Genomic DNA, 16,807 nt, shown 5'->3' on the forward strand with positions numbered 1-16,807 from the left:
GGGCTCGGAGACGCCTGGTCCGTATCGTCGCGGACGCTGCCTAGAGCTTGTTTTCCGGACCGACGACCGCCCACACCGCCTTCCCTGACGGGGTCGGTGTGCTGCCCCAGGCACAGGAGACCGCAGCGACGATGGCCAAGCCGGACACTCGCTCGCCGCCGCGGAACGGGTCCTCCCGACGAGCCGCCGGCGTCGTGCTGCAATCCTGCACCGACACCGTGACAGTTGCTCCGTTGGTTTCCAGCACCAGCACAGGCGTGCTCGCGGTGTGCTGCAAGACATTCTCCACGAATACGTTCACGACGACGGTGGCCACCGGAATCAGCTCGGTCTGCGACCACGCCGTCAGATACTCGCCAACCAGATCACGCGCGCGACGCAGGCTGGCCAGCGAAGCGGGCAACTCCACCCGGGCCCGCCGCCTGGCCTGCCGCCCCTCGACGGGCAGCGCGTTCAGGGCTGCTTCGACGGTTGCGTGTACCGGCACGTAGCGCGTCACACCGATCCGGGAGATGGTGGTCCGTCGGTCGGCATCGCCACACACCAGAACGATCGGAACATCGGGCCAAGTGCTCACGTGCCAGCGGGCGCTGGTGAACACCGACCAGGCGGAGGACGCCGGCACGTCGAGCGCGTTGACATCGACGAGGACCGCCCGCGGCTCGTCCAACGCCGCTTTGATGATGGCGTCCCTCAATTTCAGGTAGGTACTGCTGTCGAGAACACCGTCGATGGTCAGCAGGCAGGCCGTCGCCACGGTGTCACTGGAAACGGCTAGCTCGCTCGCGTATCTAGCCACTGGTTTCCCGGTGTTTCGTATAGGCGTCCGACAACCTGCTGCCGAGGACGGCCATCGCATGCTCTGCTTCGTCGGCGATTGCTTGATAACGTTCGCTGAGGAGCCCGGGGTTGACCTGGTCGGCGAGCCGGCGGGACAGTTTGGCTTTCTCCTGGAGGCTGCGCATGGCAATCCACATCGCATTTTCGACCTCCTCATCCCGCGCCCGTAGCAACGCATCAGCTGTCCAGGCATGGCCGACGTGGCAGCGGTAATTGCCCTCGCTGACGGAGATCAGCGAGCCATTGCAATCCGGGCAGGTGTACCCGGACACGGGGGCCCAACGACTCAGTGTCGAATTCGGTCGAGAATCGCCGGGCCATCGCGATCCGGTTTTCCAACTCCATGCGCGCGTCCGGCTCCATTTCACATTCCTCAAATACTCGGTCGGCCAACTGCTTGAGCAGACCACCCACCTCCGCTGCCGCCGCCTCGTGATCGATCACGCCGGCGCCGATCGCATTCAGCGGCATCGCCGGAAACAGCGCATCAGAGGGCGCTTGGGCGATCGTCGTACCACCGCGTGATCGGATCGCGGCAGAGCCCAATGTCCCGTCGTCCAGCACACCGGACAGCAACACGCTCACCGCGCGTTGGCCGTGGCCCAGCGCCACCGACCTGAACAGCGCGTTGATGGCAGGACGGTGGCCGTTCTCGGTAGGCCCCTCGGAGAGCGCAATCCGGTTGTCTTCCACCATCAGATGCCGGTTCGGAACCGCTACCCAGATGGTGCCGTGTTCTAAGGGTGCGCCGTCGACGGCCTGCGCCGCGGGCAGCGGACCATTGCGGTCCAGGATGCGCGCCAAAACACTGGGCGCGCCCACGGGCATATGCAGTGCTACCAGGACCGCGTACGGCAGATCCGGTGGCAGGCCGGCTGCGAATTGGGTGAGCGCCTCCACCCCGCCGGCCGAGGCGCCGACCGCGACCACGTTGAGGGTGTTGTTTTCGACTGGCATAGCGCTCCCCACCATCTCTGGGTTACCCACAGGCATGCGAGGGCAACCCTGTTATCGGGGCGTCTGTCCAGAGTACGCGCGTCTACGGGGGGTGGGGCAATCGGAAATTCTAGGGCCGCTGCACGGCGAGTTCGGTGTTCGTGAGCGCGAATGGTGGCGGGCCCGCGCCGGCGATCGAATAGCCGCCTTGCGGTGTCGCTTCGGTGATGCGCGCCGAGGAGTTGCGCTCGCCGACCGCCAGCGTCGCCGTTCGCGCCTGTCGAAGCAGATCCGGCGGAAGCTGGTCGAAAACGGTTCCCTGCCAATGGTATTGACCGTCGATCGGATCTACGTGGCCGGTCAGGTGGACGCGTACCTCGCGGCAAGTGCCGGCAATGGTCAGCGTTGCGGGGCCGGCATAGGTCTCGTCGTGGAGTTGCGCGCCGGATGCCAGGTCGAACGCCGATGCTTTGAGATTTCTTGGACGGCCCGTGTTGACGTATTCATTGAAGGTCTGCGCGCTGCTGCGGCGCACCTCGATGCGGGTGCTGCCGCTGCGGTGCATCAATCGCAGGCATTCGGCGACGTAGCGTTCGCTATCGGGTGCGGTGGCCAGGAAGTAGTTGGGGAAACCGTGGATAGCGACACCGAGGTAGGGTTCCATGCCGTCCTGCCATGCCTCTTGGATGCGCAATCCTTGGGCGCCGACGAGCGTGTCTTGGCGGAGTTGTTTGCGAACCGCGAAACCGGTGCCGTAGATGATCGCGTCCACGTCATGGTGAGCCCCGTCACGGGTGCGGATGCCCGAGGCGGTGATGACGTCGATGGGTGAGCGCATCGGCGTGACCGATGTGCGCCTGCGCCGCCATCGTCGGCGGTTCGTGCGGATGGCCCTCCGCGGCGAATAGGGGAAGATCTCGACCGACGCCGCCGATGGGGTCAGCCGGTCGACCCACTGCCCGGCGGCAAAGTCGCCGCCGATTACCGCCACCCGTTTACCGGTTGGGTCGAACGGTGTATCGCCTGCCGCGGCCGCGACTGCTGGCCCGCGAAAGTCGTTGCGCCCGGGCAGGTCTGGGATCCACGGGACGAAAGGCGATGTGCAGGCTACGACAACGCCGCCACGGCATGTTTCGCCACCATTGGTCGCTACTGTCCAGGTGGCGGTCTCGTCGTCGAATACCGAACTGACGACTTCACGGTCGACGAGCGTGAAGTCGGTGATACCGGCATCGCGCAGCTTCGCGGCTGCCGACGCGGAACCGACGACGACGACGTTGTCGATCACAAGAATTTGCTGCGTGTCCAGTCGCGCCGCGCGATCCGGCCCATCAGACCTACTTCGGTCAGAAAGGCAGCCAACGGGGCGAAGCCGGCCACCTGAATCTCGTGTCGGTGCGGGCTATTTCGGGCCGCGATCCGGGCCCGTCGCGCATCCAGGCCTGCCCGCGCGTAGGGCACCGGGTTGGTGAACAAGTAGCGGAAGAACCATCCGCCCAGGCCGTTGATGTTGGCGACCAGCCACCGGTTGAGCCGCCCCATGTGCGGCACCCGCTTGCGCAGCCCGTCGCGCGCGAACTGGATGTGGCGGGCTTCTTCGGTGACGTGAATTCGCATCAGCCGCTGGATCATCGGCTGCAACTCGGGGTCGTCCATCATCTGCCGCTGCAGGGAGTCGAAAATCTCTTCACCGATCAGCGCCGCCACCCACAGCACCGGCCCTCGGAAGAACAGCGGCAGGATGTTGATCACCATCCGCTGGTAGAGCCGCGGGCGCACCGGCTTGGCGCCCACCCGCTCGATGGCCTTGCCGAACATCACCATGTGCCGGGTTTCGTCACCCAGTTCGGTCAGCGCGTAGTGCGACGACCGCGTGGTCGGGTCCTTGTGAATGAGCTTGCGCAGCAAGGCCTGGTTGAGCATGTTCTCGAACCAGATGCCCGCCGACAGCGTGTTGACCAGTTCCTGACGGGACAGCTCGATGCGCTGCGCGCGAGTCATCTCGTCCCACATCGGCGTGCCGTACAGCGACACGATCTTCGGCGGAAGAAAGAACTTGTCCGGGTCCAGCGGGGCGTCCCAGTCGATGTCGACGACGGGCGCGTAGGACTTCTTGACCGAGCCCTTGAGCAGCCGCTCGGAGAATTCCTCGCGACCGGGCCCGGCCGGCTTCACCGCAGTAGTCATGGCGCCGCTCCTTCTCATCGCTTCGCTCTGCATCGTCGCCGGCGCGAGTCATGGCGACGTCCTTCTCTGGGTGCCTGTTCCCTGACGGTAGGAAGAGCGAAGGCCAGATGTCAATACCTACGGTACCGGGTACTGGCGGTTCTGGCTATTCATGCCGATTAGGCTTTCCCGGCAATGAGCCATCGACACATCCACGTCATCGGGATTGGTGCCGGCGATCCCGATTATCTGACCGTGCAGGCGATTGAGGCACTCAACGACACTCAGGTGTTCTTTGCCGCAGACAAGGGTTCTGCCAAAACCGACCTGCTGGCGCTGCGTCGAGAGATCTGCGCACGGTTCATCCGTGAGCCGGGGTATCGATTCGTCGAGTTACCCGACCCTGCGCGTTCTGTTGAGGGTGATTACCGGGCCGCGGTGTCGGATTGGCACGCGGCCCGCGCGCGGCTCTGGTCGGCCGCAATCGCCGCCGAACTGGCCCCCGGCGACGTCGGCGCATTTCTCGCCTGGGGCGACCCGTCGCTCTACGACAGCACGCTGCGCATCCTCGACATGGTCGGCGTGGGCTACGACGTCATCCCCGGCATCACCGCCGTGCAGGCGCTGACGGCACGTCATCGGATCCCGCTCAACGACGTCGGCGAACCCGTGTTGATCACCACCGGCCGACAGCTTCGCGCCCATGGGCTGACCGGGTCAGCGGTCGTCATGCTCGACGGCGACTGCTCGTTTCTCGGCTGTCCCGCCGACGCCCGGATCTGGTGGGGCGCCTACCTCGGCACCGCCGACGAGCTGCTGGTGGCGGGCACCGTCGGCGCGGTCGGCGAACGGATCGCGTCGCTGCGCGCCGAGGCCCGGGCCCGCCACGGCTGGATTATGGATACCTACTTATTGCGCGCTGCGGAGTAGGTTCCTCGCCATGGCTCCATTTGTGTTTCGCGCTGCGGTGACCGGCTTCGCGTTGTGGGTCGTCACGCTCGTCGTCGACGGGATCAGCTTCGTCGGTGGCAGCACACCGATGCAGAGGGCCGGGATCGTCTTCATCGTCGCGGTGATCTTCGGCCTGGTCAACGCGTTCATCAAACCGATCGTGCAGATCCTGTCGATTCCGCTGTACATCCTGACGCTCGGGTTGATCCACATCGTCATCAATGCATTGATGCTGTGGATCACCGCCGGAATCACCGACCACACCACGCACTGGGGCTTGCACATCGACCACTTCTGGTGGACCGCCATCTGGGCTGCGATTGTCTTGTCGATCGTGAGCTGGCTGTTGTCCCTCGTGGTGCGCGACGCCCGGCGCATCACCCGGGTGTGACCGGCAGACTGGACGCATGCCCGAGCTACCCGAGGTCGAAGCACTCGCCGACTACCTGCGCCAGCACGCGGTCGGCTTGACGATCGGCCGGGTCGATGTCGTCGCGTTTTCGGTGCTCAAGACCTTCGACCCGCCGGTGGACGCGCTGCACGGCCGGGCAGTCACCGGTGCGCAGCGCTGGGGCAAGTACCTGGGGCTGCAGGTCGGCGATTGGTTTCTGATCGCGCACCTCTCGCGGGCCGGCTGGTTGCGGTGGTCCGACAAGCTGGCCGGGGCGCCGCTGCGGCCCGGCAAGGGCCCAATTGCGCTGCGGGTTCACCTTGGTGTGCCCGGCGAGGCGCCCGGGTTCGACCTCACCGAGGCCGGGACCCAGAAACGGTTGGCGGTGTGGCTCGTCGACGACCCGATGGCCGTGCCGGGGATCAGCGCGCTCGGGCCGGACGCGCTGCAGGTCGGCGCCGACGAGTTGGCCGAGTTGCTGGCGGGCAACACCGGCCGGATCAAGACCGTCGTCACCGATCAGAAGGTGATCGCCGGCATCGGTAACGCCTACAGCGACGAGATCCTGCACGTCGCGAAGATCTCGCCGTTCGCCACCGCCGGCAAACTCTCGGACGGTCAGCTGGCGGCGCTGCACGAGGCGATGGTGTCGGTGCTGACCGACGCGGTGACCCGCTCGGTCGGCCAACAGGCCGCGACGTTGAAGGGCGAGAAACGCTCCGGGCTGCGGGTGCATGCGCGCACGGGGATGCCGTGCCCAATGTGCGGGGACACCGTGCGCGAAGTGTCGTTTGCCGACAAGTCGTTTCAGTACTGCCCGACGTGTCAGACCGGCGGCAAGGTACTGGCCGACCGACGGATGTCGCGGCTGTTGAAATAACTGCGCTTCGCGAGCGTCGAGTTGGTGTGCGGCCCACCCGCGATTTGGCCCGACAACTCGACGTTCGAGGGACACCCGTTAGGGTGTGGCAATGCCTCGACAGAAGATTCTGATCACCGGCGCAAGCTCTGGCCTGGGCGCCGGGATGGCCCGCGCGTTCGCCGCCAAGGGTCGCGACCTGGCGCTGTGCGCCCGTCGTACCGAGCGGCTGGACGAGCTCAAAGCCGAACTGGCGCAGCAGTATCCGAACATCACGGTGGCCGTCGCGGCCTTGGACGTCAACGACCACGAGCAGGTGCCCAAGGTGTTCGGCGAACTGTCCGACGAACTCGGCGGGATCGACTGCGTCATCGTCAACGCCGGCATCGGCAAAGGCGCGCCGCTGGGCTCGGGCAAGCTGTGGGCCAACAAGGCGACCATCGAGACCAATTTGGTGTCGGCGTTGGTGCAGATCGAGACCGCGCTGGAGATGTTCAAGCAGGCCGGCGCGGGGCATCTCGTGCTGATCTCGTCGGTGCTGGGCAACAAGGGAGTGCCGGGCGTGAAAGCGGCCTACGCCGCGAGCAAGGCCGGGGTGACGTCGCTGGGCGAATCGCTGCGCGCGGAGTACGCGAAGGGCCCGATCAAGATCACAGTGGTGGAACCCGGCTACATCGAATCGGAGATGACCGCCAAGTCGGCGAGCACCATGCTGATGGTCGACAACGAGACCGGGGTGAATGCGATGGTCGCCGCGATCGAACGCGAATCCGGCCGCGCCGTCGTCCCGGCCTGGCCGTGGGTGCCGCTGGTGCAGCTGCTGAGGGTGCTGCCGCCGCGGCTGACCAAACGCTTCGCGTAGCTCAGACTGGCACTGGCGTGTAATGCGCTGCGTCAGTAGTGAATTCGGGTTTGCCGTAGGTTGCCAGCCGGAGCTTGAGGAGCCCGATGACGTAGGCGTCGGTGATGTCCCGAAGCACGGGGATGCGGCTGGCCTGCTGAACCGCGGTGAACCGGCCGATGATGAACGGCGCGGTCAGCGCGACGCGCATGAGGTCCGTCGCTCCCATCGAAACACCCATCGCCTCGGCGATTTCGCGGTCACCACCGCAAAATGTGCGGACGAACGTGAGCTTGGAAAAGCTCTTCTCGACCGCTTCGGCGCCGCGGTCGAACAGCGTGGTGTCGGGGCGCAGATAGGCCGCCATCGTGCCGCTGACGAGTTCGCGGCAGGTGTCGTCGAATCCGTCGCGCAGTAGCGCCGAGCGCGCGTGCAGCACATGCATGATGTCGGCGGGTTCTGACGGCAGGAGTTCGGGCGGCAAACCGAGCAGAAAGCAGCGATACCTGGCGAATTCGACGGCGGCGCGTTCTTCCTTGGTGAACTTCGTCCGGCCCTGCTGGCGCGCCTTGCGGGCCAACAGGTACTGGCCGATCATGCCAGCGGGCATCTGGTCGACCTGCGGGATCGGCATACCGTAGATCCCGACGTCCCATTTGTCGGATTTCTTCAGCGCGTTGTAGCGGACCATCGAATGCATCAGCCGCACCATGGCCGCGGCCTCAAAGCCGGGCCCGTACCGGTCCAGCGCGCCGGGCAGGGTGGTGACCGCGAAGAAGCTGGCCGTCTCGTTGACTCGGCGGGCGGCCCGCTTGCCCGACAGCGCGCCGGTCAACGCCATCGGCAGCGCGGCGTAGGTGTTGGTGAAGGTCGCGATGAAGGCCCCGCGGGTAATGAACGGGGCCAGCAGCGCCGCGGGGATGCGTTCCTGGCGGGCGCCTTCGCGTACCTGGTCGAAGTCGATCCACTCCGGGGTGGCCTCCATGGCGGCGATGAACGACGCGAGCTCGGGGGGTGCCTCCGGTACCGCCTCGATGCCTTCGCGGCATGCCCGCTTGAGCATGTCGATCAGCTGCGTGACGCTGTGCGTGGCCATCAGCGCCGCATAGGGATCGGCGACGACGTCGCCGAGCAGGGTGGCCGTGCTGATCAATTCGAGAACACGGTCGTCTTCCAGAATTGGCTCGCGGTCGGCGACCCATTTCGGCAGGGCCGAATCGACGTCGGGCTCGGTGGCCAGGCGGTCGGGCTGCTGGTCAAAGTCGAAGTCCCCATAGAGGTCGGGCTGCAATTCGCGCTGGCTGCGGACTCGCTTCGCGAGTTCGGGGTAGTACATGACCATCACTGCCTCCGGCTAACTAACACTTAGTGAGTAATACTCACAAGTTGTTAGTTATGCTGTCAAGGGTGACTGTGGAAAGCCCCAGGCGGCGCATGACCGCCGAAGGGCGGCGCGAGCAGATCCTCGACGTCACGCACGCGATCGTCGACGCCGAGGGCTTTCACGCGGCAACACCGAACCGCATTGCGGCGCAGGCCGGTATCAACCGATCGTTGATCTATCAGAAGTTCGGCGATCTGGCTGGGCTGTTCGTCGAGCTGATCGACCGCGAGGCGGCACGGGCCGGCGCGCAGTTCGCCGAGGCGATCTCCGGATTAGACGCTGCCGCCGGCGATGAGTCGCTGGTGCTCGCGTTCGACGGTGTGCTGGCCGCCGTCGACGCCCACCCGGCAACGTGGCGGCTGTTTTTGTTCCCGCCGCAGGGGGCTCCGCCGGAGTTGTATGCCCGCCTTGCTCAGTCTGAGGCCGCCGTCCGGGAGTTCTTCATCCGCGAATTGCTGCGCATCAATCCCCAACTGCATGACCCCGAATACACGGCTCGGATTCTGCACGCTTCCGGCCGCGAGTTACTGCAGCTGCACCTGTCCGATCCGCACACCGCGACCGTGGAACGCCTGCGCACCTTTGTGCGGAGATTCGGTTCCGAGCTCGTCGTCCCAACCCACCTCTAGCGCGAGCGTGCGCAATCCCGCAATAACTAGCGGCGTGTCGCCCGGGGACACGCACGCTCGCGGTCTAAAGGCGCGGCGCGAAACGTCAGCTCGCGCGGCCTCTTTCGGTGCGGTAGCGGCGCACCAGCGCATCGGTCGAGCTGTCTGACTGCTTACCAGGCGAGGCGTCGTCGGCCAGCACCGGCAACAGCTCCTTGGCCTGAGTCTTGCCCAGCTCGACCCCCCACTGGTCGAACGAGTCGATACCCCACACCACACCCTCGGTGAAGACCTGGTGTTCGTAGAGCGCGATCAACTGTCCGAGCACCGACGGTGTGAGCCGGCTCGCCAGAATCGATGTGGTCGGCCGGTTACCGGGCATGACCTTGTGCGGCACCACATCCGGCGGTGTTCCCTCTGCGGCGATCTCGTCGGCCGTCTTGCCGAACGCCAGCACCTGCGTCTGAGCGAAGAAGTTGCTCATCAACAAGTCGTGCATACTGCCGTCGCCGTCGGCGGTCGGCAAGTCGTCGAGCGGTTGAGAAAACCCGATGAAATCCGCGGGCACCAACCGGGTGCCCTGGTGCAACAATTGGTAGAAGGCGTGTTGGCCGTTGGTTCCCGGCTCGCCCCAATAGATTTCGCCGGTGTCGGTGACCACCGGCGTGCCGTCTGCGCGAGTCGACTTGCCGTTGGACTCCATGGTCAGCTGCTGCAGATAGGCCGCAAACCGGGCCAGGTCATTGGAATACGGCAACACCGCCCGTGACTGCGCATCGAAGAAGTTGGAGTACCACAACTCGATCAACCCGAGTAGCGCCGGCGCGTTGGATTCCAGCGGAGCGGTTTTGAAATGCTCGTCGACGATGTGGAATCCGGACAAAAAGTCGGCGAAGGCTTCTCGGCCGATTGCGGCCATGACCGACAACCCGATCGCCGAATCGACCGAATATCGTCCGCCGACCCAGTCCCAGAAGCCGAACATGTTCTCGGTGTCGATGCCGAAGTCCGAGACGCGTTCGGAGTTGGTGGACACCGCGACGAAATGCTTCGCCACCGCGTCATCGCCGAGGGCGTCGGTGCACCAGCGCCGCGCCGCGGTCGCATTGGTCAACGTCTCCAGCGTGGAAAACGTTTTGGAGGCGACGATGAAAAGTGTTGTGGCCGGGTCTAAGTCAGCCAGTGTCGCGACGAGGTCGGCCGGATCGACGTTGGAGACGAACCGCGCCGAGATGCCGGCGTCGGCGTAGTGGCGCAGCGCCTGGTACACCATCACCGGGCCGAGATCCGAGCCCCCGATGCCGATGTTGACCACCGTGCTGATCCGTTTGCCCGTCGCGCCGGTCCACTCGCCGCTGCGCAGCCGGTCGGTGAAATCACCCATCGCGTCGAGCACGGCGTGCACGTCCTCGACGACGTTCTGCCCGTCGACGGTCAGTGTGGCGTCGCGCGGCAGCCGCAGCGCGGTGTGCAGCACCGCCCGGTTTTCCGAGGTGTTGATGTGCTTGCCGGCGAACATGTCGTCGCGGCGCTGCTCGAGGCCGGCCGCCCGGGCCAGGTCGGCCAGCAGCTTGAGCGTCTCGCGGGTGACGCGGTGCTTGCTGTAGTCGATATAGAGGTCACCGACCGTGATCGTCAGTTCGCGGCCGCGGTCGGGGTCGTCGGCGAAGAACTGACGCAGGTGCCGGTCTTTGATCTGGTCGTGGTGTCCGCGCAGCGCGCTCCAGGCCGGAGTGGCGGTGATGTCAGGGATCTGTTCAACCGCAGTCATACCTTTCGACCCTAGTCACGGCGGGGCCGGGGCCTGATGAACGCGAGGTGAACGAGCGGCTAAACGGGCGAGTCAGTGACCGAGCCGTCCGCGGCCCATCCGCAGCAGCAGCATGGCCAGGTCTTTGCCGTCGGGACCGAGCTCGCTGTAGCGCTCGATGACTTTCATTTCGCGACTGTGCACCAAGCGTGTGCCGCCGGAGGCCATCCGGACCTTGCCGATCGCCTGGGAGACCTCCGTGCGGCGCTTGACCGCGGCCAAGATCTCGGCGTCCAGCCGATCGATCTCCCGCCGCAGCTCATCGATGTCGGAAAGCTGTTCGGTTTCTGTAGACATGGGTCGTGACTCCGCATTCTCGCTGTTGGTGGCTTCTGATCTCATCCGTGTCCGGGCCTCACACAACAGACGAGCCCCGGATCGCAGATGCGGACCGCGGGGCTCTGGGAAGCAGCTAGACCACGGGCACCGCTGTCCGGTACCCGTAGAAAAATCGACGCTGCGTGTAGAGCACGAATTGAAGTGTGCCACTAACGGTCGTGGCAGCGCAAAAGGTGTCGCCGAACGGCGGTAAGTTTGGACAGACATGACTCTGCATGTAAACGCCGAAGCAGACCAACTCCTCGACGGGCTCAACCCGCAGCAGCGTCAGGCCGTGCTGCACGAAGGTTCGCCGTTGCTGATCGTCGCGGGCGCGGGTTCGGGCAAGACCGCCGTCTTGACGCGACGGATCGCCTACCTGCTGGCCGCCCGCGGCGTCAGCCCTGGCCAGGTTCTGGCCATCACCTTCACCAACAAAGCCGCCGCCGAGATGCGCGAGCGGGTGGTCCAGCTGACAGGAGCCCGCGCTGGGTTCTCGATGTGGGTGTCGACGTTCCATTCGACCTGCGTGCGGATCCTGCGCAACCAGGCCTCGCTGGTGCCGGGCCTGAATTCCAACTTCTCGATCTACGACGCCGACGATTCGCGGCGGCTACTGCAGATGATCGGCAAGGACATGGGGCTGGATATCAAGCGGTATTCGCCGCGGCTGCTGGCCAACGCCATCTCCAACCTGAAAAACGAGCTGATCGATCCGCAACGGGCACTGTCGGATCTTTCCGAGGAATCCGATGACCTGGCCCGCACCGTGGCCGCCGTCTACTCCGAATACCAGCACCGGCTGCGGGCGGCCAACGCGCTGGACTTCGACGACCTGATCGGCGAGACCGTCGCAGTGCTGCAAGCCTTCCCGCAGATCGCTCAGCACTACCGCAGGCGGTTCCGGCACATCCTGGTCGACGAATACCAGGACACCAACCACGCGCAATACGTGCTGGTGCGCGAACTCGCCGGGCACGGTAGCGACGACGACGTGCCGCCTGCCGAGCTTTGCGTGGTCGGCGATGCCGACCAGTCGATCTACGCCTTCCGCGGCGCCACGATCCGCAACATCGAAGACTTCGAACGCGACTACCCGAACGCCACAACGATTCTGCTGGAACAGAATTACCGCTCGACGCAGAACATCTTGTCGGCGGCGAACTCGGTGATCGCGCGGAACTCCGGGCGGCGGGAGAAGCGGCTGTGGACCGATGCCGGCGAGGGCGAACTGATCGTCGGCTACGTCGCCGACAACGAGCACGACGAGGCACGCTTTGTCGCCGAGGAGATCGACGCGCTGGCGCAGAACGGTGAGATCACCTACAACGACGTGGCGGTTTTCTACCGGACCAACAACTCGTCGCGGTCGCTGGAAGAGGTGTTCATCCGGGCCGGCATCCCCTACAAAGTCGTTGGCGGAGTGCGGTTTTACGAGCGCAAAGAGATCCGCGACGTCGTCGCCTACCTGCGGGTGCTGGACAACCCGGGCGATGCGGTGAGCCTGCGCCGCATCCTCAACACACCGCGGCGCGGGATCGGTGACCGCGCCGAGGCTTGCGTGGCCGTCTACGCCGAGAACACCGGGGCGAGCTTTGCCGACGCGCTGGCTGCCGCCGCCGACGGCAAAGTCCCGATGCTGAATTCCCGTGCGGTCAATGCGATCAAGGGCTTTGTCGAGATGCTCGACGAGCTGCGGGGACACCTTGACGGCGACCTGGGCGAGTTGGTCGAGGCGGTGCTGAACCGCACCGGCTACCGCACCGAGTTGGAATCCTCCAGCGACCCGCAAGACTTGGCCAGACTGGACAACCTCAACGAACTTGTCAGCGTCGCACACGAATTCGCGACCGATCTGGCTAACGCCGCCGCCCTCGAGGACGCTCCGGACGACGAGGACGTGCCCGACACCGGTGTGCTGGCACAGTTTCTGGAACGGGTTTCGCTGGTCGCCGACGCGGACGAGATCCCCGAGCACACCGCCGGTGTGGTGACATTGATGACGCTGCACACCGCGAAGGGACTGGAGTTTCCGGTCGTGTTCGTGACCGGGTGGGAGGACGGAATGTTCCCGCACATGCGGGCATTGGGTGATCCGACCGAGCTCTGCGAGGAGCGGCGGCTGGCCTACGTCGGGATCACCCGGGCGCGGCAGCGGCTGTATCTGAGCCGCGCCAAGGTCCGCTCGTCGTGGGGACAGCCGATGCTCAACCCCGAGTCGCGGTTCCTGCGCGAAATCCCCGAGGAACTCATCGACTGGCGGCGCACCGACCCCGCGCCGACATTCAGCGCACCGGTCAGCGGCGCCGGCCGATTCGGGCCGGCACGGCCGTCACCGGCTCGCGCGTCGTCGAGCAAACGCCCGCTGCTGGTGCTGCAACCCGGTGACCGGGTGTCACACGACAAGTACGGGCTGGGCCGGGTGGAGGAAGTTTCCGGGGTCGGGGAATCCGCGATGTCGCTGATCGACTTCGGCAGCTCGGGGCGGGTCAAGCTGATGCACAACCACGCCCCGGTCACCAAGCTTTAGCTTGGCTAACGCTGAGGCAACCAGCGTTTGGTTTGCGGGTGCATCGCCAGCACCGCGCTGGCGACCGGCAGTATCCACAGCGTGTGCACGATCCAGGCGACGCGTGCGCCGGCGATGAATACCCCGAGGTAAGTCAGCACCGCAACCACGGCACCGGCCACGATGAGGTAGCGACCGAGCGTCCGCCGCCGCAGCAGGAGGATCACGCCCGATACGGTGGCCAGCGCGAACACCAGCGCGAGAAACCCGACCGCGACGCAAAACAACCGGTCGGATTGCCACCAGCCGGCGATCAATTCGGTGGCCACCACGGAGGTGGCCCAACCGCTGACGATGCTGACCGCAGCGGCGGCGATGGCTACCCGGCTGGCCGGTACCTCCGTGGTGTGCGCCCCCGCGCCGGGGCGCTGCGCTTGGTAGCCGCTGGGGGTCGGCGGCTGGCGCGGGATGTGGGTGGTGCGGGCATCGTCTGCGATCGCCGGAAGCGGCGTGGTCGGCGCTCGGCGGATGATGCGAGTCCGGGGCGCTTCGTCGTGGGATGTCGTCACCTCAGGCCTTCCTGTGGTGTCCTCGGGTGGCGGTGTGGCCGCGGAGGCGTCCGCAGCACCGCCGTCGCGAACAGGACCATCAGATCGATGGTAGGCGCACTACCGCCGAGTCGGCTTGGCCACCGATCAACCGGCGAAGCTGCCGAGGCTGAGACCCCGCTTGGCCAGCCACGGAACCGGATCCACCCGGTCCGAGCCATTGAGCAACACCTCGAAGTGCAGGTGCGGTCCAGTCGAATTGCCGCGGTTACCCATTGTGGCGATCTGATCGCCGGCCATTACCCGCTCACCGACACTGACCGTGGTGGTGTTGACGTGGCCGTAGAGCGTCACTGTCCCGTCGGCGTGGCGCAGCTTGACCCACTGTCCGTAGCCGGCAGTCGGGCCGGCGTCGATGACGACCCCGTCGGACACCGCCACGATCGGCGTCCCGATCGAGTTCGCGATGTCGATACCGGCGTGCAGCACGCCCCAGCGGTAGCCGAAATTGGAGGTGAACAGGCCCTTGGTCGGCATGACGTAGAGCGGCTGCTGCAGTCGCGCCTCGCGCTGTGCGCGCTCTTGGGCAAACGCCACGCCCTTGGCGAGCTCCGCACTGTGCACCGCTGCGCTGGCGGCCGGTTGCACGGTGACCATTTGCATGCCCCGCGGCGACGTGGTGATCGAGCCGCCGTTGAGCGCTGAGGCGTCGGCGGCGAGCACGGTTTCGGCGTTCGCGGTATCGGACGGATGCGTCGCAGAGTGTGCGGCCGCAGCGGCGGCTCCAGCCGCCATCGCGGTGATCAACACCCGGCCGCGCACCGCGCTGCTCGGCTGCTTGCGGTGCTGTCCGCGGCGCCAAGGAAGGTCGGTGCCGTCGACGCCCTGGGGATGGCTGTGCAGGTCGAATCGGTGGCGGTCGGTGCGCGCCTCGTCCGGCGCCGGCCGGTGCGCGCGGGGGCGGGCCAGTTGCAGCGGGGTCAGATCGTCGGACTCGTCGAGGTCATCCAATTCGGGCGCCCGCAGCACCGCTGCCTCGGTGTCGAAGACGCTGTTGTCGCAGAAGTCCAAGTCATCGAGGTTGGCGAGCTCCCCGAACTCATTGAACGGGATGATGTCGGTGACTTCGTTGCGGTCGAAATCTGACCAGCGGTCGCTCGATCCGCGGGAGTCTCCTAAGGCAGGAGACCGGGCGGAAAGGTGCTGGGTCAACCTGATTGTCCCTCGGGTCGTAACCATAACGTTATCTGGACCCTGAGACGTTAACCGCAGAGCGCCGACGCTCGCAATCCCGCGCCAAAGATCCGCCCGGGAATGTGACTTGAATCACGCAGCCCGGGCGGTGAGATCGACCACATCGGCGGATGCCGACGATGGAACCTTCCGGCCGTGTCGATACAGTTCCCGCAAGCGGGGTTCGGGAAACCGACCCGTGGACACAAAGGCCGACACATAGAAGTGAGCCCATGGATCTTTTCGAGTACCAGGCGAAGGAATTGTTCGCCAAGCACAACGTCCCCACCACGCCCGGCCGGGTGACCGCCGACGCCGACGACGCGAAGGCGATAGCCCAGGAAATCGGTCGCCCGGTGATGGTCAAGGCGCAGGTCAAGACCGGTGGCCGCGGCAAGGCCGGCGGGGTGAAGTACGCCGCGACGCCCGAGGACGCCTACACCCACGCCAACAACATCCTCGGTCTGGACATCAAGGGCCACATCGTGAAGAAGCTGCTGGTCTCGGAGGCCAGCGACATCGCCGAGGAGTACTACATCTCCTTCCTGCTCGACCGGGCCAACCGCACCTACCTGGCGATGTGCTCGGTGGAGGGCGGCATGGAGATCGAGGAGGTCGCCGCGACCAAGCCCGAGCGGCTGGCCAAGGTGCCCGTCGACGCGGTCAAGGGCGTCGATCTGGCGTTCGCCCGGTCCATCGCCGAGCAGGGGCATCTGCCGGCCGAGGTGCTCGACGCCGCTGCAGTCACCATCCAGAAGCTCTGGGAGTGCTTCGTGGCCGAGGACGCGACGCTGGTCGAGGTCAACCCGCTGGTGCGCACCCCCGACGACCAGATCCTGGCGCTGGACGGCAAGGTGACGCTCGACGGCAACGCCGACTTCCGCCAGCCCGGCCACGCCGAGTTCGAAGACCGCGACGCCACCGACCCGCTGGAGCTCAAGGCCAAAGAACACGACCTCAACTACGTCAAGCTCGACGGCCAGATCGGGATCATCGGCAACGGTGCCGGCTTGGTGATGTCGACGCTGGACGTAGCCGCCTACGCCGGCGAGAAGCACGGCGGCGTGAAGCCGGCCAACTTCCTGGACATCGGCGGCGGCGCCTCCGCCGAAGTGATGGCGGCCGGGCTGGACGTCATCCTGGGCGACCCGCAGGTCAAAAGCGTGTTCGTCAACGTGTTCGGCGGCATCACCGCCTGCGACGCGGTGGCCAGTGGCATCGTGTCGGCGCTGCAGATGCTGGGCGACACCGCCACCAAGCCGCTGGTGGTTCGGCTCGACGGCAACAACGTCGAGGAGGGCCGGCGCATCCTGGCCGAGGCCAACCACCCGCTGGTGACGCTGGTGCCCACGATGGATGAGGCCGCCGACAAAGCCGCCGAGCTGGCGAGCGCCTGACGTGGCGATCGCAAGC

General features: G+C 65.9%; 15 protein-coding genes and 2 pseudogenes. 8 read left to right on the top strand and 9 right to left on the bottom strand.

The window, feature by feature from the left end; all coding sequences use genetic code 11:
• Positions 1 to 40: 40 nt before the first annotated feature.
• The 4 genes and pseudogenes from A5707_RS04570 to A5707_RS04585 form a co-directional block, all read right to left on the bottom strand.
• Positions 41 to 799: an STAS domain-containing protein gene (locus A5707_RS04570; protein ID WP_065013326.1), complete on the bottom strand. Its 759-nt coding sequence runs from the start codon at positions 797 to 799 to the stop codon at positions 41 to 43.
• Positions 792 to 1,797, bottom strand: a pseudogene (locus tag A5707_RS04575) (chemotaxis protein CheB). Before A5707_RS04575 ends, A5707_RS04570 begins: the two are co-directional and overlap by 8 nt.
• Before the next feature lie 109 nt (positions 1,798 to 1,906).
• Positions 1,907 to 3,064 carry a DUF4873 domain-containing protein gene (locus tag A5707_RS04580; RefSeq protein WP_232000626.1) on the bottom strand — a complete coding sequence of 386 codons (1,158 nt, stop codon included), beginning with the start codon at positions 3,062 to 3,064 and terminating at the stop codon, positions 1,907 to 1,909.
• Entirely contained in the window at positions 3,061 to 3,963 is a 903-nt protein-coding gene (locus A5707_RS04585; RefSeq protein WP_065013327.1) for an AurF N-oxygenase family protein, read from the bottom strand. The genes A5707_RS04580 and A5707_RS04585 overlap by 4 nt, the downstream gene beginning before the upstream one ends.
• Positions 3,964 to 4,137: 174 nt before the next feature.
• On the opposite strand from A5707_RS04585, the gene cobF reads away from it, so the two are divergent.
• From cobF to A5707_RS04605, 5 genes and pseudogenes are all read left to right on the top strand, one after another.
• Positions 4,138 to 4,872 (top strand): precorrin-6A synthase (deacetylating), encoded by a 735-nt coding sequence (cobF, locus tag A5707_RS04590; RefSeq protein ID WP_065013328.1) that lies wholly within the window; start codon positions 4,138 to 4,140, stop codon positions 4,870 to 4,872.
• Between the two features lie 10 nt (positions 4,873 to 4,882).
• Positions 4,883 to 5,284, top strand: coding sequence for a phage holin family protein (locus A5707_RS04595; protein ID WP_065013329.1), 402 nt, complete (start codon positions 4,883 to 4,885; stop codon positions 5,282 to 5,284).
• A gap of 16 nt (positions 5,285 to 5,300) precedes the next feature.
• Positions 5,301 to 5,537: pseudogene (locus tag A5707_RS24335) on the top strand (DNA-formamidopyrimidine glycosylase family protein); the annotation flags it as partial.
• Positions 5,538 to 5,690: 153 nt separating this feature from the next.
• Positions 5,691 to 6,164 (top strand): zinc finger domain-containing protein, encoded by a 474-nt coding sequence (locus tag A5707_RS24340; RefSeq protein ID WP_232000629.1) that lies wholly within the window; start codon positions 5,691 to 5,693, stop codon positions 6,162 to 6,164.
• A 91-nt stretch (positions 6,165 to 6,255) separates the two neighbouring features.
• On the top strand, positions 6,256 to 7,005 hold the full coding sequence (locus A5707_RS04605) for an SDR family oxidoreductase (RefSeq protein ID WP_065013331.1): 750 nt from the start codon (positions 6,256 to 6,258) through the stop codon (positions 7,003 to 7,005).
• Position 7,006: 1 nt separating this feature from the next.
• On the opposite strand, the gene A5707_RS04610 is transcribed toward A5707_RS04605, so the two are convergent.
• The gene (locus A5707_RS04610) at positions 7,007 to 8,326 is read right to left on the bottom strand and encodes an oxygenase MpaB family protein (RefSeq protein ID WP_065013332.1); all 1,320 of its coding nucleotides are present in this window, start codon (positions 8,324 to 8,326) and stop codon (positions 7,007 to 7,009) included.
• A 92-nt stretch (positions 8,327 to 8,418) separates the two neighbouring features.
• Here A5707_RS04610 and A5707_RS04615 point away from each other — a divergent pair, with 92 nt between their 5' ends.
• Positions 8,419 to 8,997, top strand: coding sequence for a TetR/AcrR family transcriptional regulator (locus A5707_RS04615; protein WP_065013333.1), 579 nt, complete (start codon positions 8,419 to 8,421; stop codon positions 8,995 to 8,997).
• An 85-nt stretch (positions 8,998 to 9,082) separates the two neighbouring features.
• Here the strand turns inward: A5707_RS04615 and pgi are convergent, their stop codons facing one another.
• A complete protein-coding gene (gene pgi, locus A5707_RS04620) occupies positions 9,083 to 10,747 on the bottom strand; it encodes a glucose-6-phosphate isomerase (RefSeq protein ID WP_065013334.1) in 1,665 nt (554 codons plus the stop codon).
• A 72-nt stretch (positions 10,748 to 10,819) separates the two neighbouring features.
• On the bottom strand, positions 10,820 to 11,128 hold the full coding sequence (locus tag A5707_RS04625; protein ID WP_082969247.1) for a chorismate mutase: 309 nt from the start codon (positions 11,126 to 11,128) through the stop codon (positions 10,820 to 10,822).
• Between the two features lie 202 nt (positions 11,129 to 11,330).
• Between A5707_RS04625 and pcrA the strand changes: the two genes are divergently transcribed.
• On the top strand, positions 11,331 to 13,634 hold the full coding sequence (gene pcrA, locus A5707_RS04630) for a DNA helicase PcrA (protein ID WP_065013336.1): 2,304 nt from the start codon (positions 11,331 to 11,333) through the stop codon (positions 13,632 to 13,634).
• A gap of 5 nt (positions 13,635 to 13,639) precedes the next feature.
• Here the strand turns inward: pcrA and A5707_RS24345 are convergent, their stop codons facing one another.
• Positions 13,640 to 14,182, bottom strand: a complete 543-nt coding sequence (locus A5707_RS24345) for a hypothetical protein (RefSeq protein ID WP_232000627.1) — start codon at positions 14,180 to 14,182, stop codon at positions 13,640 to 13,642.
• Between the two features lie 126 nt (positions 14,183 to 14,308).
• Positions 14,309 to 15,373 carry a M23 family metallopeptidase gene (locus tag A5707_RS04640; protein WP_065013337.1) on the bottom strand — a complete coding sequence of 355 codons (1,065 nt, stop codon included), beginning with the start codon at positions 15,371 to 15,373 and terminating at the stop codon, positions 14,309 to 14,311.
• A 254-nt stretch (positions 15,374 to 15,627) separates the two neighbouring features.
• Here A5707_RS04640 and sucC point away from each other — a divergent pair, with 254 nt between their 5' ends.
• Positions 15,628 to 16,791 carry an ADP-forming succinate--CoA ligase subunit beta gene (sucC, locus tag A5707_RS04645; RefSeq protein WP_065013338.1) on the top strand — a complete coding sequence of 388 codons (1,164 nt, stop codon included), beginning with the start codon at positions 15,628 to 15,630 and terminating at the stop codon, positions 16,789 to 16,791.
• Positions 16,792 to 16,807 lie beyond the last annotated feature (16 nt).

This window comes from Mycobacterium kyorinense (genome assembly GCF_001672775.1).
In the GTDB taxonomy this organism is placed as follows: Bacteria; Actinomycetota; Actinomycetes; order Mycobacteriales; family Mycobacteriaceae; genus Mycobacterium; species Mycobacterium kyorinense_A.

What these genes read in the sequence shown, in the direction of transcription:
- A5707_RS04585 (WP_065013327.1), bottom strand. Translation starts at nt 3,963, where the DNA reads ATGACTACTGCGGTGAAGCCGGCCGGGCCCGGTCGCGAGGAATTCTCC.
- cobF (WP_065013328.1), top strand. Translation starts at nt 4,138, where the DNA reads ATGAGCCATCGACACATCCACGTCATCGGGATTGGTGCCGGCGATCCC.
- A5707_RS04595 (WP_065013329.1), top strand. Translation starts at nt 4,883, where the DNA reads ATGGCTCCATTTGTGTTTCGCGCTGCGGTGACCGGCTTCGCGTTGTGG.
- A5707_RS24340 (WP_232000629.1), top strand. Translation starts at nt 5,691, where the DNA reads ATGGCCGTGCCGGGGATCAGCGCGCTCGGGCCGGACGCGCTGCAGGTC.
- A5707_RS04605 (WP_065013331.1), top strand. Translation starts at nt 6,256, where the DNA reads ATGCCTCGACAGAAGATTCTGATCACCGGCGCAAGCTCTGGCCTGGGC.
- A5707_RS04610 (WP_065013332.1), bottom strand. Translation starts at nt 8,326, where the DNA reads ATGGTCATGTACTACCCCGAACTCGCGAAGCGAGTCCGCAGCCAGCGC.
- A5707_RS04615 (WP_065013333.1), top strand. Translation starts at nt 8,419, where the DNA reads ATGACCGCCGAAGGGCGGCGCGAGCAGATCCTCGACGTCACGCACGCG.
- pgi (WP_065013334.1), bottom strand. Translation starts at nt 10,747, where the DNA reads ATGACTGCGGTTGAACAGATCCCTGACATCACCGCCACTCCGGCCTGG.
- A5707_RS04625 (WP_082969247.1), bottom strand. Translation starts at nt 11,128, where the DNA reads ATGAGATCAGAAGCCACCAACAGCGAGAATGCGGAGTCACGACCCATG.
- pcrA (WP_065013336.1), top strand. Translation starts at nt 11,331, where the DNA reads ATGACTCTGCATGTAAACGCCGAAGCAGACCAACTCCTCGACGGGCTC.
- sucC (WP_065013338.1), top strand. Translation starts at nt 15,628, where the DNA reads ATGGATCTTTTCGAGTACCAGGCGAAGGAATTGTTCGCCAAGCACAAC.